The following is a 26675-nucleotide window of genomic DNA, read 5'->3' as shown; positions in this document are numbered from 1 at the left end:
GCATGGCCGATGCTATTGTGCCGGGCGGTGATGATGCCACGCCGGAACGGCGCGGCGACTGAGCCCCGCACCCGCGTAAGACGTGGCTGCAGGTGCAGGGCAGGAATAGCTTTGTGAAGCAGCCGGACGCCGTGCGGCGAGAGGTACCTCGCGCGCGTTGCGCGGGTCCGGGACGACGAGTAGAGGAGATGTCATGGCAGGCCGGCGATATTTTGGAACCGATGGGATCCGCGGGCGGGTGGGCGAGTCACCGATTACGCCCGATTTCGTCCTGAAACTGGGCTATGCGGCGGGTGAAGTGCTCGTGCATGCGACGGATTTGGCGCCTCGTGCGCCAGAACCTCGTCCGTTGCCGGGGGCGGCGCCGCGGACGGCATCGTACGACGATGAGGCCGACACGCTTGCCGCAATGGCGCATCAGGCGGCTCAGGCCACACAGAAAGGCGGTGACCAGCGTGTCAGCCAGCGTCCATTGGGCAAGGACGGCGAGCGGCGTGGCCTGTTCCGCTCGGGCCGGCCAACGGTGTTGATCGGCAAAGACACGCGGATCTCGGGCTACATGCTCGAAGCGGCATTGGAAGCGGGCTTCGCGGCCGCCGGCGTCGATGTAATGCTGGCAGGGCCGATGCCCACTCCGGCCATTGCCTACCTTACCCGGGCATTGCGCTTGTCCGCGGGCGTGGTGATCAGTGCATCACACAACCCGTATTACGATAACGGCATCAAGTTCTTCAGTGCCGACGGCAACAAACTGCCTGACGATATTGAACGGCAGATCGAAGCGCGGCTGGAAGCGCCGCAATCGTGCGCGCCGTCGGAAAAACTGGGCCGCGCGCGACGACTCGACGATGCGGCGGGGCGGTATATCGAATTCTGCAAGAGCACCTTCCCTGCGAGCTATGACCTGCGTGGCATGCGCCTGGTGATCGATTGCGCGAACGGCGCCGCGTACGATATCGCGCCGCATGTGTTTCATGAGCTGGGCGCCGAGGTGATTCCGATCGGCGTTCGCCCGAACGGCTTCAATATCAATGATGGCGTCGGCGCCACGGCGCCTGAAGCGCTGATCGAATCGGTGAAGCAAAACCAGGCGGACCTGGGCATCGCGCTCGACGGTGACGCGGACCGGCTGCAGGTCGTCGATGCGACCGGCCGTCTCTACAATGGCGATGAACTGCTCTATGTGCTGGTCAAGGATCGGATTGCGACGGACGGCAACGTGCCGGGGGCAGTGGGGACCTTGATGACGAATCTTGCGGTCGAGCAGGCACTCGGTCGCTTGAATGTCGGTTTTGTCCGGGCCGCGGTGGGTGACCGCTATGTGCTGGAACAATTACGCGAGCACGACTGGCAGTTGGGCGCGGAAGGTTCCGGTCATATCCTGTCCTTGGATCGGCATACCACTGGCGATGGCATTGTCTCGGCGTTGCTGGTGCTTGCGGCGATGCGCCGCAGCGGCAAGACGCTGGCAGAACTGCTGGAAGGGCTGACCTTGTTCCCGCAAAAGCTGATCAATGTGCGGATTGCCGCTGGTGCTGACTGGAAAGCCGATGCGTCGATCGGCGCCGCCATCGACAAGGCCAATACGGCGTTGTCGGGTACCGGCCGCGTGTTGATTCGCGCCTCCGGCACCGAGCCCGTGTTACGCGTCATGGTGGAGGCGGAAGACGCCGGGGCCGCCACCGCACAGGCTGAATCGATCGCAGGGGCGGTCCGTCTCGCTTTCGCCTGATGCCCGCCCGATCGCTGGCATGGCGTGAAGCTGATCGCGCCTCGAAGGCGCGATCGGCATGACAACGCACGCCTCCCGTCGATCCACGTGCTTGACGCAACATCCCTTCCCGTACGGTCACTCGCGTCGTCTTTCGGTCATTCTGACCTGTCATTGTCATTACAGCGGCCGATTGCGACTGTCACATGACTGTCATGTTATTGACTTAAGCTCCGTTTTGTCCTGCGGGACTGTCCGCATTTCACTTCAATGGAGAGGTCATGAACTTGATGAAAACCGCGATCGCCGGCTTGGTCACCGCCCTCGTCGCTACCGCGGGCCATGCCGCAGACATCACGGGTGCAGGCAGCACGTTCGCCGCGCCGGTCTATGGCAAGTGGGCAGCCGAATATCAAAAAGCGACCGGCAACAAGGTCAACTACCAAGGCATCGGCTCTTCCGGGGGCATCAAGCAAATCCAGGCAAAGACGGTTGATTTCGCTGGCTCCGACGTACCGATGACGGACGAAGAGCTTGCAAAGAACGGTTTGGTCGAATTCCCGACGGTCGTTGGCGGGATCGTCCCCGTGGTGAATATCCCGGGCGTGAAGCCGGGCCAACTGGTGTTGTCGGGCGAGGTCCTGGCGGACATCTACCTGGGTAAGATCACGAAGTGGAATGCGCCGGAAATCGTCGCGCTGAATCCGAAGGCCAAGTTGCCGGATACGGATATTGCCGTGGTCCGTCGTGCTGACGGCTCGGGCACGTCCTTCATCTTCACGAACTACCTGTCGAAGGTCAGCGCGGACTGGAAGTCGAAGGTCGGCGAAGGCGCGACGGTCAACTGGCCGACGGGTACGGGTGGCAAAGGCAACGACGGCGTGGCGGCATTCGTGCAACGCTTGCCGGGCGCGATTGGCTACGTGGAATCGGCTTACGCGACGCAAAACCACATGACCTACGCTGACATGAAGAACGCGGCGGGCAAGGTGGTCGCACCGACGGTCGACACGTTCAAGGCGGCGTCGGCCAGCGCGGACTGGAGCAAGACGTTCTACCAGATCCTGACGAACACGAGCGGTGCCAATGCATGGCCGATCGTCGCGGCAACGTATGTGATGGTCCATGCATCGCAAGACAAGCCAGAACAAGGCGCGGCCGTGCTGAAGTTCTTCGACTGGTCGTTCAAGAACGGCGCGGCCGGTGCCGCTTCGCTTGACTACATACCGTTGCCGGCATCGGTCGTCACGCAAATCCACAATGCGTGGAAGAACGTGAAGGACGGTTCGGGCAAGGTTATCGCGGCCGAGTAAGAAGCGATCCACGGTTGGCTGGCAAGCCGGCCGTGATCAGACAGTTAAAAAAAACCACGCCGACGCTCACGCGACTTCTCGCGACACGGCAGTGGTAAATGACAAGCAGTTGGCGGGACGGGGTACCCATCGGCGGCAGCACGCGCGGCGTGCTGGCGTTGAAGGGTGCCCTTAAATGTATCCAATGCCATTCGATGACAGTTTGGTGACATGAGGGTGACTATGGTAATGGCCATCGTCCCTGGCGTCGCATGCTGTAGGCGAGTGGTGAAGTGTTAGCTCTTCGGACGGCAAGCGAATCGGTTTGATTTCGTTTGCCATCGTGCCCTCGGGCACTTGTGCCATCGCGACTCGACATCATGTCAGATATCTCTTCCGCAGCGTCTCAAGGCGGCGCCGATTCCGGCGCGATGCCGCCGGGCGCATCGTTGGCGGCGCCGCGTGCACCTGGTCAGTTTGGCGACGTGGTCTTCGGCCTGCTGACACGGGCGAGCGCCTTGATCACGTTGGTGCTGCTGGGCGGCATCATCGTTTCGCTCGTGATTGAATCCTGGCCGTCGCTGCGCCAGTTCGGTTTCAGTTTCCTCGTCAATAGCGAATGGGACCCGCCGAACCAGCAGTTCGGCGCATTGGTGCCGATCTACGGCACGATCATCACGTCGGTGATCGCGATGGTCATTGCAGTGCCGGTGAGCTTTGGCATCGCGTTATTCCTGACGGAACTGTCGCCGGCGTGGCTGCGTCGCCCGCTGGGTATCGCGATCGAACTGCTCGCCGCGATTCCTTCGATTGTTTATGGAATGTGGGGGCTGCTGGTCTTCGCCCCGATCTTCTCGACATGGTTCCAGTTGCCATTGAAGCATCTGCTGGGCGGTCTGCCGATTGTCGGCGCATTGTTCCAGGGGCCACCGATCGGGATCGGCCTGCTGTGCGCCGGCGTGATCCTGGCGATCATGATCATTCCCTACATCTCTGCCGTGATGCGCGATGTGTTCGAAGTGACGCCGGTGCTGCTGAAGGAATCGGCGTATGGCATCGGTTGCACGACGTGGGAAGTGATGTGGCGAGTGGTGTTGCCCTTCACGAAGACCGGCGTGATCGGTGGCGTGATGCTGGGTCTCGGCCGCGCGCTGGGTGAGACGATGGCGGTGACGTTTGTTATCGGCAACACGAACATGTTTTCCGGCGTCTCGCTATTCGCGCCAGGGAACAGTATTACGTCAGCGCTGGCGAATGAATTCGCCGAAGCACAGCCAGGTTTGCATACGTCGGCGCTGATGGAGCTGGGTCTGATTCTATTCGTCATCACGTTCATCGTGCTGGCGTTGTCGAAACTGATGCTGTTGCGTCTGCAAAAACAAGAGGGCCGCAAGTGAGCGATCAATCGATGAGTCTGCAACGTCCCCAAGCGCGCGAACAACGCGATGCGATCATCAAGGAAAGGCTGCAAGCCAAGCGCCGTCGTGTCAATGGCATGGCGCTGACCCTGTCCCTGTTGGCAATGGCCTTTGGTCTGCTGTGGCTGCTGTGGATTCTCTATACGACGATTCACCTCGGTTTGCGTGGGTTGAGCATCAACCTGTTCACCCAATCGACACCGGCGCCGAATTCCGGTGACGGCGGGTTGGCGAACGCGATCGTTGGCAGTTTCGAGATGGTCGGCGTGGCCACGATGATCGGCACGCCGCTGGGCGTGATGGCCGGCATCTACCTTGCCGAATACGGTCGCGCCAGTTGGCTGGCTAGCCTGGTGCGCTTCTTGAACGATGTGCTGCTGTCCGCGCCGTCGATCGTGATCGGTCTGTTTGTCTACGCGATTGTCGTGGCGTCGATGGGCCATTTCAGCGGCCTGGCCGGTGTCATCGCCCTGGCGCTGCTGCAGATTCCGATCGTCATCCGCACGACCGAGAACATGCTGAACCTGGTTCCGGTGGCGTTGCGGGAAGCGTCGTTCGCGCTGGGGATTCCGAAGTGGAAGATGATCGGTTCGATCACGCTGCGCGCGTCGATCGGCGGGATTATCACCGGGGTGCTGCTGGGGGTGGCGCGGATCGCCGGTGAAACGGCGCCGCTGCTGTTCACGGCACTGTCGAATCAGTTCTTCAGCACCAGCCTGATGCAGCCGATGGCCAGTTTGCCCGTCACGATATACCAGTTCGCGATGAGTCCGTTCGCTGACTGGCAGTCGCTGGCATGGGCCGGTGTCTTCCTGATCACGCTCGGCGTGCTCGCCCTGAACGTTGCCGCGCGTCTGATTACGCGGAAAAAGTAAACAAGGATAGGTGTTGACCATCATGGCAATTGTTCAAACGAGCGATATAGCGACGAAGCACGCAGACAATGTGGCGACGTTGTCCGCGCCAAGCCCGAATCCAGCCGCCATGCGCGGCCGCGCGAAGATTCAGGTACGCGACCTGAACTTCTACTACAGCGGTTTCCATGCGTTGAAGCATATAGCGCTGGATATCCCGGAAAAGAAGGTAACGGCCTTCATCGGTCCGTCCGGCTGCGGCAAGTCCACGCTGTTGCGCACGTTTAATCGGATGTACGCGCTGTACCCGGAGCAACGCGCCGAGGGAGAGATCATGATGGACGGCGAGAACCTGCTGACCACGTCGATGGATATCTCCCTGCTGCGCGCGCGCGTCGGCATGGTGTTTCAAAAACCGACGCCGTTTCCGATGTCGATTTATGAAAACATCGCGTTCGGCGTACGGATGTTCGAAAAGCTCAGCCGTAGCGAGATGGACGATCGCGTGGAATGGGCTCTGACAAAAGCGGCGCTTTGGACCGAAGTAAAGGATAAATTGCAACAAAGCGGTTACGGCCTGTCCGGCGGCCAACAGCAACGTTTGTGTATCGCACGTGGCATCGCGGTGCGCCCCGAAGTCTTGTTGCTCGACGAGCCATGCTCCGCGTTGGACCCAATCTCGACCGGCCGTATCGAGGAACTGATCGACGAATTGAAGCACGACTATACGGTCGTGATCGTTACTCACAATATGCAGCAAGCGGCGCGTTGTTCCGACTACACGGCCTATATGTATCTGGGGGAACTGGTCGAGTTCGGCGAAACGCAAAAGATTTTCGTGAAGCCGCAGCGCCGTGAGACGGAAGACTACATCACCGGCCGTTTCGGTTGATACCGCCAGTCGTGCGGTTCCGATAGCGTCACAACCCAATAGGACGGGCCATGCCACAGGAAAAACAACATCTTTCCAGCCAGTTCGATGCCGATCTGAACTTGCTGTCTTCCAAGCTTCTCGAAATGGGCGGCTTGGTGGAGTCGCAGATCGTCAACGCGATGGATGCATTGAATAACTACAATGAAACCGCCATACGTCACGTTGCCACGGCCGAACGCCGTGTCAATGAGATGGAAGTGGAAATCGACCAGCAATGCAACGACATCATTGCGCGTCGACAACCCGCTGCTCGTGATTTACGACTGCTTATGGCGGTTTCCAAGGCGATCACCAATCTGGAGCGTGCCGGTGACGAGGCGCAGAAAGTCGCCAAGCGGACGCAGCGGATCATCGACGACGGCGCGGGCCGTGCGATCAATACCGCCGAAATTCGCCTATCAGGTGAAATGGCGGCGTCGATTCTGCACAATGTGCTGGACGCGTTTGCGCGCCTGGACATCAACGCCGCCTTGCAGATTGTCCGTGATGACAAGGCCATCGACAGCGAATTCGATGCCTTTGTACGCAAGCTGGCCACGTATATGATGGAAGATCCACGGACGATCTCGGTCGGACTGGATTACCTGTTTGTCGCAAAAGCGATTGAACGGATTGGCGATCATGCAAAGAATATCGCCGAACTGATCATCTACATCGTCAAGGGCACCGATGTGCGCCATATGCCGCGCGAGACGATGGAGCGCGAAGCGTTGAGCTGATCGGATCACGTGTGTGCCGACGTGGTGTTTCCAGCAGGCCTGCGAGCGGCGCGCGATTGACGGCGGTGAATTCATATCCGCCGCTGTGTAGTTGACCTGTGTCGCCAGCAGGGTTTCCCCAGGAGAGTTTTCAACATGCCCAGCAGTATCCTTGTCGTCGAAGACGAGCCGTCGATTTCGGAACTGATCGCCGTCAACCTCGAGCATGCCGGCCATTACGCGATACGTGCTTATAACGCCGAGCAGGCGCAGCATCTGATCGGCGATGTGCTACCGGATCTGATCCTGCTCGATTGGATGCTGCCGGGAAAATCCGGCATTGCGTTTGCGCGTGAGTTGCGCATGGATGAACGTACCCGCAGCATTCCGCTGATCATGCTGACGGCACGCGGGGAAGAAGCCGACAAGGTAGCGGCACTGGAGACCGGTGCCGACGACTATGTGACTAAGCCGTTTTCGCCTAAGGAATTAATGGCGCGCATCAAGGCGGTATTGCGCCGTCGCGCGCCGCAATTGACCGAGGATGTGGTGGCGATCAACGGCCTGCGTCTGGATCCGACGACGCACCGCGTCAGCGCCAAGCGGCTTGCCATTGCCGGCGAGGTTGCCGCGGACGGCGTCGAGCTGAACGAAGATATCCGCTTGGAGCTGGGGCCAACGGAATTCCGCCTGCTACACTTCCTGATGACGCATCCGGAGCGCGTGCATAGCCGCACCCAGCTGCTTGACCGCGTCTGGGGCGACCATGTGTTTGTCGAGGAACGGACCGTGGATGTCCACATCAAGCGGCTACGCGCGGCGCTGAAGCCGGCGGGTTGCGACTTGATGATCGAGACGGTGCGCGGCAGCGGTTACAGGCTGTCCAAACACGCGTAATACAATACGGCCAGGCGTTTGGAGGCAGTCGGAGCCCCGGTGATCGCCGCCGGGTGCGCAGGATATCCAGCGCACCGGGCGGATGTTGCAGGCGGCGCTGCTCCTCAAGGCGCGCGGAAGAGGCGGCTTCGGCCGTGCTTCCGCGCGTTTGTTGTTTTCGGAGCGACAATATGAATGTGATCTGGGCGCGGGCGACGGCGTCGCTGGTGCTGTTTCTGCTGCTGATCGGCGTGATAAGTGTGGTATTCGGCATCACCGCGGGGCTGGCCCTGGGCGTTGTCGGCATGCTGCTGCACTGGGCTTTCGCCACGTACCAGGCACAGCGCCTGTGGCGCCTGCTGGATAAGCCCGCCTACGGCACGGTGCCGAGCGCGCCGGGCGTCTGGGGCGAAATTTACTATCGGCTGTTTCGTTTCTCCAAGCGGTGGTATCAACAGGTTCGCGATATCGAGGCGCAGCACACGCGTTTCATCGAGGCGATTCAGGTCTCGCCGAACGGCATCATCCTGCTCGACCGGGAACAGCGCATAGAGTGGTGCAATGCCAATGCCGAGCGCCATTTCGGCGTGGACGCCGAGCGGGATGTCGGCCAGCACATCACCCATCTGATACGGCAGCCGGAGTTCATTCAATATATCGGCTCGCCACGGGAGGGCATGGATCTGCGGATGAGTGGGATGGGCCGCAAATTTCATAAAATCCTGTCTGTCCAGGTGCTGCCTTATGGGGACCAGCGCAAGGTCGTGATCTCGCAGGACGTGACAAAGCTGGAACGCACGGATTCGATGCGCCGCGACTTCGTCGCCAACGTGTCGCACGAGTTGAAAACGCCGCTCACCGTGCTGTCGGGCTTTCTCGAGACGATGCGGGAGTTGCCGTTGAGTGAAGCGGACCGTGCCCGATACCTCAGCTTGATGGAGCAGCAGTCGCTGCGTATGCAGAACATCGTCAATGACCTGCTGGTCCTGGCGCATATCGAGGGCGATCCGAAGCCGCCGGGCGACCAGCGAGTGGACGTTCGCACCTTGACGCAGCATTTGCGGGATGAAGCCATCGGCTTGTCCGGCGGCAAGCATACGATCCATCTCGACATCGACCCGACCGTGGGCATCACCGGTGCCGAAAACGAGATCGCGAGCGCGTTTGGCAACCTGGTCAGCAATGCCGTGCGGTACACCCCGGAAGGGGGCGTCATCGACGTCTCCTGGCGTGCCGAGGATGGCTATGGGGTGTTTACGGTAACCGATGACGGTATCGGCATTCCGGCTGAACATATTCCGCGGTTGACCGAACGTTTCTATCGCGTGGACCGGAGTCGTTCACGCGGGACGGGGGGGACAGGGCTGGGACTTGCGATCGTCAAGCACGTATTGCAGCGCCATGAAGCGCGCCTGAGCATCCGCAGTCAGGTGGGACGTGGGAGTCAGTTCGCCGTGCACTTTCCCCGGCACCGGACTGTGCTGATGAACGCCTTCATCGAGGACGATACCGACGACGACATGGGGGAGCTGGATGCCGCGATCGACGTCCCCCATTCACGTCCGCTCGCCTGAGCGGTCCGCCCGACGCAAGCCGTCAAACGCAGAACTTCTGCAGCAAACTCAGCTGCGCACTGCGCGTGGTTTTGCCGGGGCGGCGGCGGTGATATTCGCCGTCGCTTTGCATGACCCAGGCGTTCTGGTTATCGCCAATAAAAGCAGAGAGCCCTTCGGCGATCACGCGCCGTTTCAACCGGCGATCCAGTATCGGGAACGCGACCTCGACGCGGCGGAAGAAATTGCGATCCATCCAGTCGGCGCTGGACAGGAACACGTCCTCGGCACCATCGGCATAGAAATAATAGATGCGATGATGTTCGAGGAACCGGCCAATGATCGATCGCACGGTGATGTTCTCGGACAATCCCGGCACGCCGGGCTGCAGTGAGCAGACACCGCGGATGATCAGATCGATTTTCACGCCTGCCATCGATGCTTCGTACAGCGCGGTAATCGTCGTGGGTTCCAGCAATGCATTCATCTTGGCGACGATCCGCGCCTTGCGGCCCGCGCGCGCTGCGTCCGCTTCGCGGTTAATCGCTTCCACCAGCTTCGTGTGCAGTGTGAACGGCGATTGCCAAAGATAATTCAGCGACAACTGGCCATTGATCCCGGTCAACTGCTGGAACACATGGTGAACGTCTTCACAGAGGCCCGGATGGCTGGTCATCAGACCGAAATCGGTGTAGAGGCGCGCCGTTTTCGGGTGATAGTTCCCGGTGCCCAAATGGACATAACGGCGCAGCGTCGCCTGCCCATTGATCGTGCTGCGGCGCACGATCAGGATCATCTTCGCATGGCATTTGTGGCCCACCACGCCGTAGACGACGTGGGCACCGGCCTGTTCGAGGCGCTCTGCCCAATTGATATTGGTTTCCTCGTCGAAACGCGCGAGTAGTTCCACGACCACAGTAACAGCCTTGCCATTGCGCACGGCGAGCATCAGCGCATCCATCAGCGCCGAGTCGCTGCCAGTGCGATAGATGGTCTGCTTGATGGCAACCACGTGCGGATCTTTTGCCGCCTGCAGCAGCAATTCCAGCACCGGTTGGAAGCTTTCATATGGGTGATGCAGCAGGATATCGCCGTGATCGATCGCATCGAACAGCGTGGCCGTGGGCGGATTCAATTGCGGCGAAGCCGGCACGTGCGGTACGAACTTCAGGTCGGGGCGGTCCACCAGATCCGGAAGTTGCATCAAACGAACCAGATTCACCGGACCATCCACCCGGTAGCAATCGCGGTCCGACAGACCGGATTCCTCTCGCAGGCGGCGCAGCAGTTCGGCGGGCGTGTCCGCGGACACTTCCAGCCTTACCGGGCTGCCAAAATGCCGTGCGCTCAGCTCACCCTGCAAGGCGACGCGCAGGTCGGTGATCTCGTCCTCGTCCACGAACAGTTCACTATTACGTGTGACGCGGAACTGATTGCAACTGCGCAGTTCCAGACCGGGGAACAGGTCTCCCACGAAGCGCTCCATGAAACTGCTCAGCAGCACGAATCCATATGGATGTCCGGACAGTTCCGTCGGCATGCGCACCAGTCGCGGCAGCACGCGCGGCGCCTGGACGATGCCGAGCACGGCGTCACGTCCGAATGCATCCTTGCCGGCCAGTTCCACGGCGAAGTTCAAGCTCTTATTCAAGACGCGAGGGAACGGGTGCGCCGGGTCGAGGCCGATGGGCGTCAGCACCGGCGTCAGTTCGGTATGGAAATAGTGCTGCGCCCATGCCGTTTGTTCGGCGTTCCACGATTCCGGCTCGTGAAAAACGATGCCTTCCTTGCCTAGCGCCGGAAGCACGGTATCGTGCAGCATCGAGTATTGGCGTTTCACCAGACGGTGCGCACGCTCCGCAATCACCGTGTATGCTTGCTGCATCGACATGCCGTCAGGGGTCATCAGCCCCGGTGTGTCGCGCATTTCCTCCTGCAGTCCCGCCATCCGGACTTCGAAGAACTCATCGAGGTTGCTGCTGGTGATGCAGAGGAAGCGCAGGCGCTCGAGCAGCGGTACCGCTGGGTCCGCCGCCTGCGCCAGGACACGCTCGTTGAATGCCAGCACGCCCAGTTCACGGTTCAGCAACGGATAGTGCGAACTGCCTCTGCGTACGCGAATACCGGTTGCCAGTACGGCGGTGCGGGGCGCGGCGGCGCTTTCGGTGGTCAATTCTTCGTCGAAGCTCGACGGGGGGAGGGGAGCGGATGCATCGGTGGGCGCCATAAGTCGTGCTGTAGGATCATCCCCGTGGCGTACCGGGTGTGCCTCTGCGTGAAAATGGCAAAGACGCGGCATCGCACGAAGTTGATGCGTTTAAGAATGGCATGCAGCGTACGGGACCGACAAGACGGTTTTGTCTAAGTCGTATGTGATCGAGCGGGTCCGCGCGCCGTCGGGAATTGCCGATGCATATATTTTTACATATTCTGATGTCAATAATATGACGGTGATGTGACTGTCATATTGGGTGCGCGTTTGCATGCGTGCGGCGCACTCGATGGCAGTCGATTGCCGTGGTACCGCGCTCGGTGCGCGGCTGCACGAACGGGTACACCGACCCCTGCCACGACGGCTGTCCACGGTGCGTGGCGATGGACAGGGCTTTGCAGCAAGCGCGTGTCTGGCTAACATGGCAAAATTCGCCACCTCGGCAGGTCTTGGCGCGGCGCACGTCGCGCCAGGTCAGCCCCCTCATTGCGGATCGAAGACGATTTTATGGCGGATAACCCCACCTTGTTGGCAGCGGTCGACATGGGCTCGAACAGCTTTCGGCTGATTGTCGGTCGCGTGGAGACGACTGCGGCGGGCAGTCAGATTCAGCAGATTGATGCCATGCGTGAACCCGTTCGGTTGGGCGCGGGGCTGACGACCGACAAGATCTTGGATGAAGCCGCGCAGCGGCGTGGCCTGGAAGCATTGGAGCGTTTCGGCGAACGCCTGCGCGGTTTTCCGCATAAGCGGGTCCGCGCGGTTGCAACGAATACGTTGCGGGTTGCAAAGAATGCAAATGAATTTATCGACCGGGCGCATAAGGCGCTTGGATTTCCGATCGAGGTCATTGCCGGTCGCGAAGAGGCCCGGCTGATCTATGCCGGCGCCGCACATACGGTGCCGCCGGCGCCCGACAAGCGTCTCGTTGTCGATATTGGTGGTGGATCGACGGAATTCATCATTGGTCGGGAGTTCGAGCCTCTTCTGATGGAGAGCTTATATATCGGTTGCGTCAGTCACAGCCGGCTGTATTTTGCCGACGACGTGGTGACTGAAGCAGCGATGCATCAGGCCATCCTTGCCGCGCGACGTGAAATCGAGTTGATCGGACATATCTATCGCGATGCCGGTTGGGAGCAGTCGATCGGATCGTCCGGCACCGCGCGGGCGCTTGCGGAGTTGATCGAGGATAACGGCTTCAATGACAGTGGTATCAGTCATGGGATTACCCGCAATGGTCTGGAGCGGTTGCGGCGCGCGCTGGTGAAAGCCGGCAGCGCTACCAATGCCAAGCTGATCGGTTTGAAGCCGGATCGGGTGCCGGTGCTGCCCGGTGGCTTGTCCATCATGATTGGTGTTTTCGAGGAACTGGGCATCGACTACGCTGACGTCACCGACGGCGCGTTGCGTTTAGGCGTGCTGTACGACCTGATGGGGCGCGGCGCGAAGCAGGACGTACGCGCGGTGACTGTAGAGTCGTTCATGCAGCGCTATGCGGTGGACCGGCGTCAGGCGGCACGTATTGGCGCACTGTCCACGGCGCTGCTTGATCAGTTCTTCGAGGACGAAGTGCAAGCGTCGCCGAAAGAATCGAAAGGCAAGGAAGCCAAGGCGCGTCGACAGGCCACCGCCGACGATCGCGACAATCTTGCGGCCACGGTGGCTTCGGGCAACGGACATGGCGGCAATGGCAATGTGGACTATGGCGACTCGCCGCGTGAGGTTGGCCGGACTTTTTTAGGTTGGGCGGCGTCGCTGCATGAGATCGGCCTGTCGATCGGTCATGGTGGCTACCACAAGCATTCCGCGTATATCGCCAGCAATGCCGACATGCCGGGTTTCTCGCGCACGGACCAGCAGCGGTTGGCGACATTGCTGCTCGGGCATATCGGCAAGCTTGGCAAGTTCCAGGCGTCCAGTGACATCGATTGGGACTGGTTGTTCTGCCTGCGTACGGCTGTCCTGCTGTCGCGGCGTCGTACCGACGATGCTTTGCCCACGCTACGGGCGCGCCGCACGCGTCAAGGCTATGAATTGGCGTTGCCGCGCGAGTGGGTCGATGCACATCCGATGACCGAATTGAACCTCGCGCGCGAAGCGGCCGAATGGACCCGCGTGGGCCGTGCGTTCAAGATCGTCTACGCTTGACGCGCCGTCCCTTATCGCGATCATATCCATGTTGTGTCACAGCCCCGCGGCAACCGGCGGCACCAGCGTGCCGCCGTAAAGCTTGTCTTCCGTGCCGGGAAGACGCTCGCCGCTACCGTTGTCGCGCCGTACCTGCGCCAGTGCGAGCGCAGCTTCCACGGGACGACCGAAATAATAGCCCTGCATCAGTCGACATCCGGCCTGCTGCAGCATGTCGACCTGCGTGGCGTTCTCCACGCCTTCGATGACGCACTCCAGGTGCAGGTTGGCGCACAGGTCGGCAATACTTTTGACGATTTTCTGACACTGCGGCTCGGTTTCCAACTGGGCGATAAAAGCACGATCGACCTTGATCTTGTCCAGCGGCAGCCTGTGTACCCTGCTCAAGCTGGAGAAGCCGGTGCCGAAATCGTCCAGCGATACCTGCGCACCGATGGCTTTCAATGTCGCCAGGGCCTCTGACGCGCGTTCGAAGTCGTGAATGATTGCTGTTTCGGTGATCTCGAATTCGATCCGCTCAGGTGCCACGCCACTTTCGCCAACGATATCGACGATACGGTCCAGCGCGCCATCGGAGGTCAGGTCCAGGGACGACAGGTTGAAAGAGATCCGAATCGACTCCGGGCATTGCAAGATGAATGCGAGCGCGCGGCGTAGTAGCGACTGGGAGATCACGGTGATCATGCCGGTACGTTCGGCGATACCGATGAATTCACCCGGATCGACGCGGCCCATCGTCGGACTATGCCATCGCGCCAGTGATTCGAACGCGACAATCCGGCGCTCGTTAGCGTCGAAGATCGGCTGGAACACCAGCGTCAATTCATCCTTGAGTGATTCGGTCCGCAACGCTTGCTCGATGGCGGCGACGTGACGGATTTCCGTTTCGTGTTCAGTGGAGAAGACCGCCGCGCTGCCACGACGCTGTTTCTTCGCGAAGTACAGCGCGTAGTCGGCTCGTTCGAACAGCTGCTCCGGCGTGTCGCCCGCCTCCGGGCACATGGCCAATCCAAGCGATGCCGACATGCGCGCCACCGCCTCACGGACCGCATGCGTGTGATGCAGCGCCGCGCAGACCGTGTTGCCCAGATCGATGGCGGCTTGCCGGTCTTTTAAATGCATCAGAATCAGTCCGAATTCATCGCCACCCAGCCGTGCAAAGAACACGTCTTCGCGATCGAAGTGGAGCAATCGCTTGCCGACTTCGGCCAGCACACTGTCGCCAAAGCGGTGTCCGTACAGATCGTTGACTTGTTTGAACCCGTCCAGATCGAGTACCCCGACGGCGAACGGACGGGACAATTGACCATCGTGCGCGCGATTGGCCAATAATTCGTCGATGATCGAGAAGAAATGCCGCCGGTTGGGCAACTGCGTCAGGAGATCGACGTTCGCGAGGCGGAAATTTTCGTCGCTCAGCCGTTGCATGTCGCTGTTATTGCGCAGCAATTGCTTTTTCGAGTCGATCAGACTACGGAAGTCGCGATAGTGATTCCAGAGAATCAGCGTCATCGACAACAGCACGAGCACAACATTTATTGCGATGGCAATCAGAACTTGATTGCCTGTCCAGAAGAAATAGCAGGTGTACGGGACCAGCACGATGGCCGTCAACAGCATCGCCGCGGCGCGAAGATGGGTCAGGCAGCAAATGACGGTAATGACCGTAACGGCCATGTAGAAGGCTACGTGGCTGCGTTGGTAAGCATCGCCATATTGGAATAACGTAACGCCCCACGTGGTGAACAGGATGCCGAGGACGGCGATCAGCTTGATCACGTTACGGATTCGGCGTTCGATGCCCGCGTCGCTCAATGTCTCATGGCGGCGCACATACCAGGTTGCCATGCGCGCAATGCAACCGATGATCAGCAAGCCGGGCGCGTAAAGTGTCAACCACGCTGGCGCAGCGCCTAAGTGGGTGTATGAGACTGTCGCGGTGTTGACCGTCAGGACGAAATAGAGCAACGGTACCTGACGTGAAAACGCGAGGTACTGCGAGCGAACGAGGTCCTTGTCTTTATGTCGGAGCAACGTCAACAAGTGTGCCAATGCGGGAATTGCGCGCATGGCGTAACGCACTGCATGAGACATATGTTTAGTCAAACCGATACCGCTGCGGCGGCAAATATTCGGGAGGCATTTCTTCTCCCCTTGTAAACGGTCGGGGAGCAGAAAAGTTGAGGCGGAAAGCAATGATGGGAGGCGTTGCAATGCGGTGTTGCGCCGGTTTTGCAGTGACCAAAAGAAAAGGGTGGGCATGCCTCGGCATGCCCACCCTTTAATATCCTATGGTCGGAGCGAAAGGATTCGAACCTTCGACCCTCTGGTCCCAAACCAGATGCGCTACCAGGCTGCGCTACGCTCCGAGCAATCCGTGATCGTACGCATCTAAACGTTCCGCGTCAATCGATGATGCATTGTTTTGTCGTTGTTGCCAGTATCGCGGTGCGGATATGGTGTTCTACCAACGCGAATCTGCCCTCTACACATTGGATTGGAATCTGCAAATCTCAAACATGCGGCCGATAATGGCATTTTAATCCACCATTTTGACGGGGACATGCGATGCAGTTGATCCTCTGGCGGCATGCGGACGCATTCGATGCCAGCGCGGGCGCAGGCGATGCACGCCAGCGCGATTTGGCGCGCGAATTGACGACGAAGGGCGAGAAACAAGCGCGTAAGACCGCGGAATGGCTGAGGCCGCGCTTGCCTGCCGGGACGACGATATTGGTCAGTCCTGCCGTAAGGGCGATGCAGACTGCCCGGCAATTGACGGCCGAAGGCGTACGCTGCGACGCCATTGCACCGGACATGACGCCGCAGTCGATGCTGGATGCGGCCGGCTGGCCTGACGCGACGGATCGAGTCGTGGTGGTGGTCAGTCATCAGCCGACTTTGGGACGGGTCGCCAGCCTGTTGCTGACGGGCCGGGACCAGTCGCTCGGTTTTGGTAAAAGTGCCGCTTGGTGGTTGGAGCCCGCCGCCGGTGACGGTCCGGGACAAGCGAAACTGCGCGCGGCCTTTGACGCTGCGCTGTTGTAGCGGCATCGACGTCACGTGGCGTGCGCCGGCGCCATGTCACACCTGGCCGGCGTGGCAACAGTATTGCTTGCGCCACGCTGTCATGTTGCTGACGTTTTTCTGTCATGCTCATGCCTCGTCGCGTCCCTAGCATCGGTTCCGCCAACCACTTTGGACGGAACGCGCATGCTCGATTCGACTCTCACTCCCATCGACGCTCACCAAGACCGTCACGACAGTGCCTTCGACGGCGACCGCCAGGCCCTGCGTCAAGGCCGGACGGAGCGGCCCCAGGCACAGCGTCGCAACGACAAAGGCCTGCTCTTGAACTGGGTTCACAGCGAAAGTGATCTGCGTGAAGCGCAGCGGTTGCGCTATCGCGTATTCGCCGACGAGATGGGCGCACGCCTGAAAGGTCCGGAGGGGCTCGATGTGGACGAGTTCGATGCCCGGTGTGAACACCTGCTTGTCCGCGACCGTGAAACGCTGCGGGTAGTGGGAACCTACCGGATTCTGCCGCCCCAGGCCGCGCCGCAGATCGCGCAGCGATACTCCGCCCAGGAATTCGATCTGCGCCGCCTGGCGGTGCTGAACAGCAAGATGGTGGAAGTGGGGCGCGCTTGCGTGGACCCCGACTACCGCAGCGGTGCGGTGATCATGACGTTATGGGCCGGCCTGGCGGCGTACATGCGTCGCTGGGGCTTTGAAAGCATGCTGGGCTGCTCCAGTGTGTCGATGAGCGACGGTGGGCATCACGCGGCCAACTTGCATATGCGTCTGGCGCAGACGCATACGGTAGCGCCCGAATACCACGTTTTCCCGCATACCCCGTTGCCGGTTGCGGCCTTGTGTGACGGCGGCGATGCCAGCGCGCCGCCCTTGCTGGCCGCGTATCTGCGCCTGGGAGCGCGTATCTGCGGCGCACCGGCCTGGGATGCCGATTTTCATACCGCTGACTTTCTGACGCTGCTGCGTCTCGACGACCTCGATATGCGTTACGCGAAGCGCTTCATCGGCTGACCGTATGGCCCGCGGCGTGACAGGTGATGCGTGGCGTTCGGCAACTAGCCGCCTACCGCCAGTTCGCCGATCCCGTCGTTGGCGGCAAGTATCTCTTGCGCTCGATCGTGCGGGTGCGCCACCGTGCGGTTGCGTCCCTCGGCCTTCGCGGCGTAGAGGGCATTGTCCGCCCGTGCCATCAGCATTTCTAGGTTATCGCCGGGGCGGAATGTCGCGATCCCGGCGCTGAACGTGAACGGTATCGACCGTGCGCCGATCCAGCAGGGGGCGCCGAGCAAGGTCGTGCGCAGACGGTCCACGACATCGGTGGCCGCAAAGACATCGGTTTCCGGCAACAATAACGCGAATTCCTCCCCGCCGATTCGACCGCAAATATCGTTGGCGCGCGTGGAGGACGACAACAACTGGGCATAGTGCGTCAGGACGTTGTCCCCTACCGCATGGCCGAGCCGATCGTTGATTTGCTTGAAAAAATCGAGATCCAGTATGGCGATGGCCAGCGGCCGGCCGAAGCGTGCGGCCCGCTGGCATTCTTTTTCCGCCATTTCGACGAACGCACGGCGTCCCGGCAGATCGGTCAGAAAGTCGATGTTGGCGTGCCTTTCCAGCGCAGCCGACATCCGGTCATGGGCCATCATGACCATGCCGATTGTCAGGGCGGGCCCGCCTAGCGTGCCGATGGCGAGGAAGAAGACATGGATTGGCGTGGGTACCATTGGTGCCGTGTCGGGGACGAAGCCGGCGGCGTAGACACCGCCCCGTATCAGGTTCAACAGCATCGCAGTGGCGCAGATGCCCAGCATGTAGTAGTACGCGTATTTCGGACGATTCGGCGGGCGATGCCGCAGCATCGTCATGGTCGTAAAGATGTGAAGTGCACCGTGATACAGCGAGAAAACAATGACGCGTGCGGCGAAATCATCGCGGCCGAAGCGAAAGTAGCCGATGCAAAAGACCATTACGAGCCAGCCGGTCACCACGACCGATATCGGCGTGTAACAACGGAAAAAACGCCGCATGCCGATCAACTGCAGCGCGGTGGCGCCGCCGGTGCAGGCGTTGGCGAGTATCACCGTCAACACCGCGGGCAGCACACCTTGCTGGATTGTCAGGATCATGCCGAGCGCGGCGAGCGCGTTCGCCCAGCACCACTCCACGGTTCCGGGCAGTTGATTTCGCGCGAGCGAGCCCATTACGATCAGCGAGAGGATCGCGGAGAGAGAACTGATGCCGATAATGGTGATCGGATCGCTCATGCGAGCACGTCCATCGGAAGTAAAAGGGTCGGATTCGCTGTGTGGGAATTCCCTTCACATCCGCCCGAGCCCCGTTGTTCAGTGGCGGGCCAACTGCGTCAGTTCCCTGACCAGGGCATCGCATTCGGCATCGGTGCCGATCGAGATACGCAGAAAGTCAGCGATTCGCGGCTTGTCGAAACGACGGACGATGATGCCTTTCGCACGCAAACCGTCTTGCAGCGCGGCACCGCTGTATGACGGGTGGCGCGTAAAAATAAAATTGGCGGCCGACGGCAGCACGTCGTACCCCGCGTCCGTCAGTTGCGCGATCACGCGCTCCCGGGTGGCGATGATGGCGTTGGTGCGGTCCCGGAAATACGCCTCGTCCTCGAACGCGGCAAGGGCGGCCGCCTGCGCCAGGTGATCGAGCGGGTAGGAATTGAAGCTGCTTTTCACCCTTTCCAACGCCGTGATCAGGTTCGGTTGCGCGATGGCGAATCCGGTTCGCATGCCGGCCAGGGAGCGGGATTTCGACAGCGTTTGCACGACGAGCAGGTTCGGATACTTGTTCACCAAGCCGACGGCCGACTGCGCGCCGAAATCGACATAGGCTTCATCGACCAGCACCACGGATGTCGTGTTGACTTCTAGCAATGCTTCAATTTCCGCGAGTGGCAGCGCACGACCCGTGGGGGCGTTCGGATTGGCCAGCACGATGCCGTTGTTCGGCCGACGGTAGGCCGCGAGATTGATGGCAAGCGTGCCTTCTTCCACCGGCACACGTTCGAAGGCCACGCTATACAAGCCGCAGTAGACCGGATAGAAGCTGTAGCTGATATCGGCGAATAGCAAAGGTTTGGCCGGGTCCGGCGCATATTGAAAAAAGGCGGGAAAGGCGTGTGCCAAGACCTCGTCCGAACCATTGCCGACGAAGACGTGGGCCGGCGTCACATTGAATCGCGCCGCGATACCCGCTTTCAATTTGCTTGCATCCGGATCGGGGTAGAGCCGAAGCCGCGCATCGGATGCTTGCCGAATCGCTTCCAGCACGTGCGGCGACGGCGGATACGGATTCTCGTTCGTGTTCAGCTTGATGAGGTTGGCGATCTTCGGTTGTTCGCCCGGCACATAGGGATCGAGCGAGCGGGCGAGAGGGGTCCAGTATTGATCCATGGCTTAGGGCGGAAAAGGCGGGATGGGGAGGGCGATGTGCCGCACGTTGCACGGCGGATGTTGTTGCGACAGCACAAAAGTCATGTTTATAGCATGGCCCTGTATCATTAGTCACCACACCATGGTCGACATCTGCTCGCCACCACAGCCGTTGTGGCAAGGGGTCGCACCTGGTGGACTTCCTTCCCCCTCCCTCCTTGCCCCCATCGTGATCGTCAGACCGAAACTGAGCTGGTTCAAAATGTTGTTCATCTGGCGCGGGTCCGTGTTGCGGACCGTATTGCCGCCATTGGGGCTCGTGCTGGCAGCCTCGCTGCTGGCGCTCGCGTGGCATACGTGGCATCCGGCCTCGTCCCTGCGCCTGGACCTGCATCTGGATTCGCGGCCGTTTAGTCTGATCGGTATCGCGCTGGCGATCTTCGTCGGTTTTCGCAATACGGCGAGCTATGACCGATTCTGGGAGGGGCGCAAGCTATGGGGCGCATTGCTCAACGACACGCGTTCGCTGGCGCGCCAGGCGAGTAGCCTGACCACGCTGGCGGCGGACGATCAACGCGTGCGGGGTTTTGTGATGTTGCTGGTCTCCTTTACCTACAGCCTGAAGCATCAGTTGCGCAGTTCGGATGATCGATCGGATCTGAATCGCCTGCTGCCACCGGTACTGGCGGACCGCATATCAGCGGCGGAGTATCGGCCCGCGATGGTGCTGGTCTTGCTTGGCGAGACGTTGCGGCAATGGCGCGATGATGGCGTAGTGAGCGAATGGATGGCGGCGCGGATCGATGAAAAGCTGAGCAGCCTGGCCGACGTTGTCGGCGGCTGCGAGCGGCTGAGCAACACGTTGATACCGTTTTCCTACGATGTCTTGCTGCACCGTACCGTGTATTTTTATTGTCTGTTGCTGCCGTTCGGGTTGGTCAGCACCGTTGGCATCTTCACGCCGGTGATCGCGGTATTCGTCGGCTATGCGTTCATGGCGCTGAACGCCATCGCGAGCGAATTGGAAGAGCCTTTTGGTGTGGCGCCGAACGATCTGGCGCTCGATGCCATGAGCCGCACCATCGAACGCTCATTGCGGGAAATGCTGGGCGAACGGGACCTGCCGTCACCAGTGGCGGCGCGGGGCGGCTACTGGTTGACGTAAGCGCTGCCGGGGGCGGACGGCGTCCGGCCACACCCCGCGCTAACGTGATGTGCCGTCGTGCCAGCTCATGGCTGTTGCGCGGCACGTACCAACCATGCAGGCATCCGGATGTCAGGCCGCGCCTTGCATGGCGGTATCTGCGTGCAACAACGCGTCCACTTCCGCGCGCGTTGGCGCATGGGCACCGGTATGCATGCACGCGCAGGCGGCCGTGGCGGCGGCAAAACGCACATGGACAGGGAGCGGCTCTTCCGGGTGTAGCAGCAAGCTGGCGAGCAGTCCTCCAATGCATGCATCCCCCGCGCCGACGGTATCGGACACCGCCACGGTGATCGCGTTCTGCACGATGCGTTGTTTGCCCGAAAACAGCGTCATCCCTTCCGCGCCGCGGGTGTAGAGCACCATGCGGTCGGCCGTGGAGAAGGGTGAATGGCCGGCGGCGCGCGCTGGCGGGGGCGCTTGCATCATCGCCAGCACTGCATCCAGCGACGTTTGCGGCTCGCGGTGCGGATAGATGCGCGACAGGTCTTCGTCGGAAACCTTGACGATATCCGCATGCGCGACCATATCCTCGAAGTACGCAGGGTAGTCCGGTCCCATCAGATTGCGATAGTTCGCGTCAAAACTAATACGGGCGCCCCCATCCCTGAGGCGCCGGGCAATGGCCGTCAGCCGTGCGCCCAATGGCTGGCGCACCAAGCTGATGCAGCCGAAATGTGCCAGCGAGCACGCCGCTTCCCAGCCTGCGGGCAAGAGGCTTTCGTCGAATGCGAGGTCTGCGCTGTCGTTTCCCAGAAAACCATATTCGGGCGGGTTCGTCCGATGCACCATCGCAATCAACGGGGCTTTGTCGACCACCTGCAGATAGCGGGCGTCCAGATTCGCCCGCGCCGACAGGTTGATGATCTCCTGGCCAAACGGGTCGTTGCTGACGGCACCACCCCAGCCGGTGTGGATGCCCAGCACGGCCGCCACGCGGGCGACATTCCAGCAGGCGCCGCCGGCCGCGCTTTGCCATTGGCCGTCGCCACGATGGACGAAATCAGTCAATGCCTCACCAAACACGAGCAGGCGCGGCAAGGCGCGCGACGCGTCGTTGGACCACATGGACGCCGATGGCTGCGTGGGAACGCTCGGGGCTGACTGACTACCCGATAGGGAAGCGCTGGCCGTATGCGTCATCGGGTGCTTATCGGAATCTTGGACCATGTATCGAAGTATTGCGCAAGGCAAGCAGGGAAAGCTTGATCCTATCAATAGTCGGCGCTTGCTGTGTATCGGGATGTATCCGTGTTGCATTGCAACGCATTGCTTTTCATCGCAAACAGGTGGGAAATGGTCAATGACGCAAAATATGCAACTAACAGCCCGTTGGTGACGGGATGTAAGCGTAAAGGTCTTGGCAATGGGGGAGCGCCGGTGCTGCGGCAAAAGAAAAAGGCCGAAAGGTTTCCCTTTCGGCCTTTGGATGCTGTGTCGCGTTACCGTACCGGGATCAGTACAGCTTCGGGGCCAGCATGTCGCGGCTCAGGCGCTTGCGCGTACGGCTCTTGGCCGCTGCCTTCTTGCGCTTGCGCTCGGTCGTCGGCTTTTCATAAGCTTGACGAGCACGGAGTTCGGCGATCAGCCCTTGGCTTTGCATACTCCGGCGAAAACGCCGCAACGCAACTTCGAACGGCTCGTTTTCTTTGATAACGATACAGGTCACAGAGCTTCCTTTAAGGGATAGTGAGTCAGTTTTACGGTTCCCCAACCGTAAAACCAAGGCAGATCGGCAACAGCATGCACGGCTCACCGTACATTGCACGCCCTCCGGCGTGCCGCTGTCCAGGCGGGTTTTCAGGACGCGTTACCGCGACATTCGACATGCAATGAATGCCACGGCACCGTCACAGAGACCACGCCTTTAGCGGCTTGCACGAGGCAAGGCCAACCCACCCTGGAAACGATAATTCTCCTTTTTACGCGAAATGACGTCCCCTGTCAATCATTCCGTCCGCATCTGACATAGTGCCGTCCGTTGCATCCCGATGTCTCCGTTGTTGCTTCAGCGTGCAGTAAGTCGTGTGTGGGCCGATTGCAACGAACCATTGCGCACCGCTCGAAGAAAAATAGGATTCATCTCATCCGTCGTCGTCGCGTCTGCTGCTTATCCTTGTCAGGAAAACCAAAGGGGAGTCGATGAAGACCAAGACCAGAATCGTGACGCTGGACGACCACCCGGTGATCCAATATGCGCTGGCGCTGGAATTAACGCTGCATCCGGATCTTGAGTTGATGGCGCAGGCGAACAGCCCGGCACAATGGGAGTCAATTTGTTCACGGCACGGTGAGCCGGATGTGTTGATTACCGATCTGTCGTTCCGCGGTGCCGAACTGCAAGACGGTTTGCGTTTCTTGCGCCGCCTGCGTGCCACCCAATCGCAGACGCGCCTGATCGTCCTGAGTGAATACACGAGCCCGGCGCTGATCCGTGGTGCATTCGGCCTGGGCGCGTCGGCATTTGTTGGCAAAAGCGACGCGGCCGGATGTATCGTGGCGGCGCTGCGCGCGGCCATGCGCCGCGACCGCTATCTGAGCGACGGCTTGCGCTTGCCGTTCGAGCAGGCGCGCTCGCGCCTGTCCCCGTCGGCCCGCGCCGCGCGTCTTACCGCACGAGAGCGCGATGTGCTGCATCTCTATGCGGGCGGATGCGATATTCGCGACGTCGCCGCGCGCCTGTCCCGTAACGTGAAGACGATCAGCGCGTTACGCAGCAACGCCATGCGCAAGCTTTGCCTGACGAGCGATGCCGAGTTGTTCGAATACGTGTCGCTGGGCGGATGCGAAGATTGGCTCGACGACGGTTGCGCCAGTGATGCCGACGATGCGGCGTTGGCGCCGCCGGATCGACTACCGTCATTTCGTCTGCCGGCGTCCGATGATCGATGCAAGACTACTTTTTGCACTGGATGACCATCGATCGGTTTTTGATATTGGCACCGAACACGCCGATGATCGAGCCGCCTGAAGCGGCGCCTTTTTCGTCATCCTTCGATACCACGTCGTAACCGTACGCACCGCATGCATCGCTTGCCTGCTTGTAGCAGTCGCCCCATCCGGAACTGGCGTCGCTGCCGCTGCAGTTGATCGCGAAACCGGTATTGCCGTTAGGTAAATAGGTGAGCTTTGCGGAATTCGCGCAGCCGCCGAGGGCGAGGAGCACGCCGGCGGCGGCAAGGGCGGAAGTCCTCCGCGAGAACAGGGATTGCCCTGGCAGGGCGGCGGCAATATGAGAAAACGCGGGCTTTTTCATGGCTTTCCGGGAAAAGATTGTTGCGGATCAACGGGCACGCCGTTGCAGCGTAGCTCGAAGTGCAGCATCGGTCGGCTCGACTCCGTATGTCCCATTTGCGCGATGGCCTGGCCCGCATTCACCGTCTGCCCTTCGCGGACCGTGGCGCGCAGAAGATGTGCATACGAGGTGAGGTAACCGTTGCTGTGCTTGATGATCAATAGATTGCCATAACCGCGCAGCTGTCCCACGAATGCCACTTGACCGGTAGCCGCCGCGACTACCGGGTTGCCATCGGCGCCGCCGATATCGATGCCCTTGTTACGTCGTCCGTCGAACGTGCCGATAATCGGACCGGACGCGGGCAGCCGCAAGGACACGGGGCCACATTTCGCCGGAGCGGGGAGGGGCGCTGCGGCGCTTGCACGCGGCGCCGTATTGCCTGTGCCGCGTGGTGGCGGTGATGTCGTTGTCGTTGTCGATTGCGGCGCGGTGCGCAACGCGCCGCTGGCGCTGGCACTACCGGACGGCGGCGCGACGCGCAAAACCTGGCCAACTTCAATCCGATTAGGGTTGTCGATATTGTTCCATCGGGCAAGTTCCGCGACGGAACGGCCGTTGCGTTGCGCGATCGCCGACAGACTGTCGCCGCGCGAGACCCGATAAAAGCCGGGTCCCACCGGTGCGGATGAGCACGCGGACAATGTCAAGACTACGGCCAAGGCGACGCCGCATGCGCCTGGGGCGAAGCGTACACGATGGAAACGCCCGCGTTGGCGTGGCTCCGGCGGCACGAGTGCCGCTGACACAGCCTTTTGAATGGACGAACGCAAGGACCGGGACAAACCTGTGTACTCCCTTGAATAAAACGCGAAAGACGATTGTTGCGCCAGAAGGCGCACCGGCATGCCGGACGCTGGAAACGAGGCGCATCATTCTACCGTGCCGCCCGGCGGCACGGTCTGATCCACCCGCTCAAAGTGGTGTGACTTGCAGTCGGCAGTGCGCCACTTCGTGTGCACCGGGGGCCAGCTGGCGCAGGCCGGCGCCGTGATGGATGGCATTCGGCAGGCCGAGCCAGGGCTCCACGCAGTAAAAGTCCGATTGATCTGATTCCGTCCACGTCGTGATGGCGTACCACGGCGCCGTTTCCATGCGGGGTACGGTATCGAGATCCAGGACGATCGCGCGGCGCAGTGTCGGCATGGCCAACCGCGCGGCGGTTCGCGTGCGCGCTGTATCGCCCAGCAGATGAAATACGTCCTGTATTGCGGGGTCCCCTGGCGTATAGCACATCATCGCGGCTTGCCGGTCCACGGTGTTGGTGTCATCGGGCAACGGTGTGATGCCGCCATCCGCTGCTTGCCGCGCGCGATCGTGCGTGGGCAGCGTCAACGTGCTTTCACCACGCATCTCATGGGGTAAAGCGAAATAGAAGTGGTGACCGGCGTAATAGGGCAGGGGTACCAGGCCACTGTTATGGGTGGTCAGCGTGACATCCAGCGTGTCACCGTCGAGTCGATATCGCGCGGTGAATACGAAATCATAAGGATAGCCCTGTCGATCGGCGGCGCTGAGCATCGACGGCGTCAAGGTCATTGTGATGCCCTTGCCATCGTCGTCGACGCGGTGCGTGAATGGTGTGTGTCGCGCAAAGCCATGCTGGGGCAAATCACGAACGACGCCGTCGTTCGGATCACGCCATTGGTTTGCGTGATCGCCCACACGATGTCTTCCGATAAAGGGAAACAGCAGTGGGTTGCCCCCGCGGAGTTTTGCTACCTTGGCCGGGTCGGACAACTCCTCGGGGGACACACCGCTTGGCCAGTAGAGCAATTCCTGCCCGTCCACCGCCCAGCGCATCAAGCGTCCCCCCGCACCCGGCGCAAAGACCGCTACGCCATGTGCGTCTTGAATCGTGACGACGCCACTGGCGCCAAGCCAGGGTGAAGACGATGACAAAGCGGATGGGGGCGTTGATGCAGTGGTCGAGGTGTCGACGGCATTGACGGCGGGGTCGAGCGGGCGATCGGTCATGGGTCGCGTGTCATGCTTAAAAGAGGTGGCATTCAGTATGACGCAAAAGACGGTTCGGGATTC

General features: G+C 60.7%; 21 protein-coding genes, 1 tRNA gene and 2 pseudogenes. 14 read left to right on the top strand and 10 right to left on the bottom strand.

Going from position 1 to position 26675, the window contains the following annotated elements:
• Positions 1-193: 193 nt before the first annotated feature.
• The 9 genes and pseudogenes from glmM (SJQ66_RS29805) to phoR form a co-directional block, all read left to right on the top strand.
• A pseudogene (gene glmM, locus SJQ66_RS29805) lies at positions 194-376 on the top strand (phosphoglucosamine mutase); the annotation flags it as partial.
• A 33-nt stretch (positions 377-409) separates the two neighbouring features.
• Entirely contained in the window at positions 410-1732 is a 1323-nt protein-coding gene (gene glmM / locus SJQ66_RS25130; protein ID WP_081764714.1) for a phosphoglucosamine mutase, read from the top strand.
• Positions 1733-1992: 260 nt separating this feature from the next.
• The gene (pstS, locus tag SJQ66_RS25125) at positions 1993-3024 is read left to right on the top strand and encodes a phosphate ABC transporter substrate-binding protein PstS (RefSeq protein ID WP_024901442.1); all 1032 of its coding nucleotides are present in this window, start codon (positions 1993-1995) and stop codon (positions 3022-3024) included.
• Positions 3025-3383: 359 nt separating this feature from the next.
• On the top strand, positions 3384-4400 hold the full coding sequence (pstC, locus tag SJQ66_RS25120) for a phosphate ABC transporter permease PstC (RefSeq protein ID WP_024901441.1): 1017 nt from the start codon (positions 3384-3386) through the stop codon (positions 4398-4400).
• A gap of 11 nt (positions 4401-4411) precedes the next feature.
• Positions 4412-5296, top strand: a complete 885-nt coding sequence (gene pstA, locus SJQ66_RS25115) for a phosphate ABC transporter permease PstA (RefSeq protein ID WP_046152673.1) — start codon at positions 4412-4414, stop codon at positions 5294-5296.
• Positions 5297-5405: 109 nt separating this feature from the next.
• Complete coding sequence (gene pstB, locus SJQ66_RS25110) at positions 5406-6167, top strand: phosphate ABC transporter ATP-binding protein PstB (protein WP_176025987.1); 762 nt, start codon at positions 5406-5408, stop codon at positions 6165-6167.
• 50 nt (positions 6168-6217) lie between these two features.
• Positions 6218-6928: a phosphate signaling complex protein PhoU gene (gene phoU, locus SJQ66_RS25105; protein WP_024901438.1), complete on the top strand. Its 711-nt coding sequence runs from the start codon at positions 6218-6220 to the stop codon at positions 6926-6928.
• Between the two features lie 135 nt (positions 6929-7063).
• Entirely contained in the window at positions 7064-7804 is a 741-nt protein-coding gene (gene phoB, locus SJQ66_RS25100; protein WP_024901437.1) for a phosphate regulon transcriptional regulator PhoB, read from the top strand.
• A 170-nt stretch (positions 7805-7974) separates the two neighbouring features.
• Positions 7975-9264 (top strand): annotated as a pseudogene (gene phoR / locus SJQ66_RS25095) (phosphate regulon sensor histidine kinase PhoR); the annotation flags it as partial.
• A 115-nt stretch (positions 9265-9379) separates the two neighbouring features.
• Here the strand turns inward: phoR and ppk1 are convergent.
• Positions 9380-11422, bottom strand: coding sequence for a polyphosphate kinase 1 (ppk1, locus tag SJQ66_RS25090; protein WP_024901435.1), 2043 nt, complete (start codon positions 11420-11422; stop codon positions 9380-9382).
• Between the two features lie 633 nt (positions 11423-12055).
• Between ppk1 and ppx the strand changes: the two genes are divergently transcribed.
• Positions 12056-13699, top strand: a complete 1644-nt coding sequence (ppx, locus tag SJQ66_RS25085; protein ID WP_024901434.1) for an exopolyphosphatase — start codon at positions 12056-12058, stop codon at positions 13697-13699.
• 36 nt (positions 13700-13735) lie between these two features.
• Here ppx and SJQ66_RS25080 read toward each other — a convergent pair whose 3' ends face one another.
• Together SJQ66_RS25080 and SJQ66_RS25075 are read right to left on the bottom strand one after the other, a co-directional pair.
• Positions 13736-15769, bottom strand: a complete 2034-nt coding sequence (locus SJQ66_RS25080; protein WP_096349160.1) for a putative bifunctional diguanylate cyclase/phosphodiesterase — start codon at positions 15767-15769, stop codon at positions 13736-13738.
• A 222-nt stretch (positions 15770-15991) separates the two neighbouring features.
• Positions 15992-16068: transfer RNA gene (locus tag SJQ66_RS25075), tRNA-Pro, on the bottom strand.
• 199 nt (positions 16069-16267) lie between these two features.
• On the opposite strand from SJQ66_RS25075, the gene SJQ66_RS25070 reads away from it, so the two are divergent.
• Together SJQ66_RS25070 and SJQ66_RS25065 are read left to right on the top strand one after the other, a co-directional pair.
• A complete protein-coding gene (locus SJQ66_RS25070) occupies positions 16268-16747 on the top strand; it encodes a SixA phosphatase family protein (protein WP_024901432.1) in 480 nt (159 codons plus the stop codon).
• Positions 16748-16912: 165 nt separating this feature from the next.
• Entirely contained in the window at positions 16913-17746 is an 834-nt protein-coding gene (locus SJQ66_RS25065) for a GNAT family N-acetyltransferase (RefSeq protein ID WP_024901431.1), read from the top strand.
• A 44-nt stretch (positions 17747-17790) separates the two neighbouring features.
• Here the strand turns inward: SJQ66_RS25065 and SJQ66_RS25060 are convergent, their stop codons facing one another.
• Both SJQ66_RS25060 and hisC read right to left on the bottom strand, forming a co-directional pair.
• Positions 17791-19002, bottom strand: coding sequence for a GGDEF domain-containing protein (locus tag SJQ66_RS25060; RefSeq protein ID WP_024901430.1), 1212 nt, complete (start codon positions 19000-19002; stop codon positions 17791-17793).
• Positions 19003-19080: 78 nt separating this feature from the next.
• Positions 19081-20157: a histidinol-phosphate transaminase gene (hisC, locus tag SJQ66_RS25055; protein WP_024901429.1), complete on the bottom strand. Its 1077-nt coding sequence runs from the start codon at positions 20155-20157 to the stop codon at positions 19081-19083.
• Between the two features lie 208 nt (positions 20158-20365).
• On the opposite strand from hisC, the gene SJQ66_RS25050 reads away from it, so the two are divergent.
• Entirely contained in the window at positions 20366-21301 is a 936-nt protein-coding gene (locus tag SJQ66_RS25050; protein WP_024901428.1) for a bestrophin family protein, read from the top strand.
• Between the two features lie 111 nt (positions 21302-21412).
• Here SJQ66_RS25050 and SJQ66_RS25045 read toward each other — a convergent pair whose 3' ends face one another.
• Both SJQ66_RS25045 and rpsU read right to left on the bottom strand, forming a co-directional pair.
• Positions 21413-22483, bottom strand: coding sequence for a carbohydrate kinase family protein (locus SJQ66_RS25045; protein ID WP_236693427.1), 1071 nt, complete (start codon positions 22481-22483; stop codon positions 21413-21415).
• A gap of 313 nt (positions 22484-22796) precedes the next feature.
• On the bottom strand, positions 22797-23009 hold the full coding sequence (gene rpsU / locus SJQ66_RS25040) for a 30S ribosomal protein S21 (protein ID WP_024901426.1): 213 nt from the start codon (positions 23007-23009) through the stop codon (positions 22797-22799).
• Between the two features lie 473 nt (positions 23010-23482).
• Between rpsU and SJQ66_RS25035 the strand changes: the two genes are divergently transcribed.
• Positions 23483-24256: a response regulator transcription factor gene (locus tag SJQ66_RS25035; RefSeq protein ID WP_024901425.1), complete on the top strand. Its 774-nt coding sequence runs from the start codon at positions 23483-23485 to the stop codon at positions 24254-24256.
• On the opposite strand, the gene SJQ66_RS25030 is transcribed toward SJQ66_RS25035, so the two are convergent.
• The 3 genes from SJQ66_RS25030 to SJQ66_RS25020 form a co-directional block, all read right to left on the bottom strand.
• Positions 24237-24596, bottom strand: a complete 360-nt coding sequence (locus SJQ66_RS25030) for a hypothetical protein (protein WP_024901424.1) — start codon at positions 24594-24596, stop codon at positions 24237-24239. The genes SJQ66_RS25035 and SJQ66_RS25030 overlap by 20 nt on opposite strands.
• Positions 24593-25297 (bottom strand): peptidoglycan DD-metalloendopeptidase family protein, encoded by a 705-nt coding sequence (locus SJQ66_RS25025; RefSeq protein WP_036006739.1) that lies wholly within the window; start codon positions 25295-25297, stop codon positions 24593-24595. Before SJQ66_RS25025 ends, SJQ66_RS25030 begins: the two co-directional genes overlap by 4 nt.
• A 253-nt stretch (positions 25298-25550) precedes the next feature.
• On the bottom strand, positions 25551-26612 hold the full coding sequence (locus SJQ66_RS25020) for an aldose epimerase family protein (RefSeq protein WP_024901422.1): 1062 nt from the start codon (positions 26610-26612) through the stop codon (positions 25551-25553).
• Positions 26613-26675 lie beyond the last annotated feature (63 nt).

Origin of the sequence: Robbsia andropogonis (assembly GCF_034047095.1) — a bacterium.
Taxonomy (GTDB): Bacteria; Pseudomonadota; Gammaproteobacteria; order Burkholderiales; family Burkholderiaceae; genus Robbsia; species Robbsia andropogonis.
This window is presented reverse-complemented; position numbering and strand designations above follow the sequence as displayed.

Bases quoted from the DNA above. Each gene is read 5' to 3' on its own strand.
- SJQ66_RS25065 (WP_024901431.1), top strand. From the start codon at position 16,913: ATGCTCGATTCGACTCTCACTCCCATCGACGCTCACCAAGACCGTCAC.
- SJQ66_RS25030 (WP_024901424.1), bottom strand. From the start codon at position 24,596: ATGAAAAAGCCCGCGTTTTCTCATATTGCCGCCGCCCTGCCAGGGCAA.
- SJQ66_RS25035 (WP_024901425.1), top strand. From the start codon at position 23,483: ATGAAGACCAAGACCAGAATCGTGACGCTGGACGACCACCCGGTGATC.
- SJQ66_RS25080 (WP_096349160.1), bottom strand. From the start codon at position 15,769: ATGCGCGCAATTCCCGCATTGGCACACTTGTTGACGTTGCTCCGACAT.
- hisC (WP_024901429.1), bottom strand. From the start codon at position 20,157: ATGGATCAATACTGGACCCCTCTCGCCCGCTCGCTCGATCCCTATGTG.
- SJQ66_RS25045 (WP_236693427.1), bottom strand. From the start codon at position 22,483: ATGACGCATACGGCCAGCGCTTCCCTATCGGGTAGTCAGTCAGCCCCG.
- pstC (WP_024901441.1), top strand. From the start codon at position 3,384: ATGTCAGATATCTCTTCCGCAGCGTCTCAAGGCGGCGCCGATTCCGGC.
- SJQ66_RS25070 (WP_024901432.1), top strand. From the start codon at position 16,268: ATGCAGTTGATCCTCTGGCGGCATGCGGACGCATTCGATGCCAGCGCG.
- pstA (WP_046152673.1), top strand. From the start codon at position 4,412: ATGAGTCTGCAACGTCCCCAAGCGCGCGAACAACGCGATGCGATCATC.
- phoB (WP_024901437.1), top strand. From the start codon at position 7,064: ATGCCCAGCAGTATCCTTGTCGTCGAAGACGAGCCGTCGATTTCGGAA.
- SJQ66_RS25060 (WP_024901430.1), bottom strand. From the start codon at position 19,002: ATGAGCGATCCGATCACCATTATCGGCATCAGTTCTCTCTCCGCGATC.
- pstS (WP_024901442.1), top strand. From the start codon at position 1,993: ATGAACTTGATGAAAACCGCGATCGCCGGCTTGGTCACCGCCCTCGTC.
- glmM (WP_081764714.1), top strand. From the start codon at position 410: ATGGCGCATCAGGCGGCTCAGGCCACACAGAAAGGCGGTGACCAGCGT.
- SJQ66_RS25020 (WP_024901422.1), bottom strand. From the start codon at position 26,612: ATGACCGATCGCCCGCTCGACCCCGCCGTCAATGCCGTCGACACCTCG.
- ppx (WP_024901434.1), top strand. From the start codon at position 12,056: ATGGCGGATAACCCCACCTTGTTGGCAGCGGTCGACATGGGCTCGAAC.
- pstB (WP_176025987.1), top strand. From the start codon at position 5,406: ATGCGCGGCCGCGCGAAGATTCAGGTACGCGACCTGAACTTCTACTAC.
- phoU (WP_024901438.1), top strand. From the start codon at position 6,218: ATGCCACAGGAAAAACAACATCTTTCCAGCCAGTTCGATGCCGATCTG.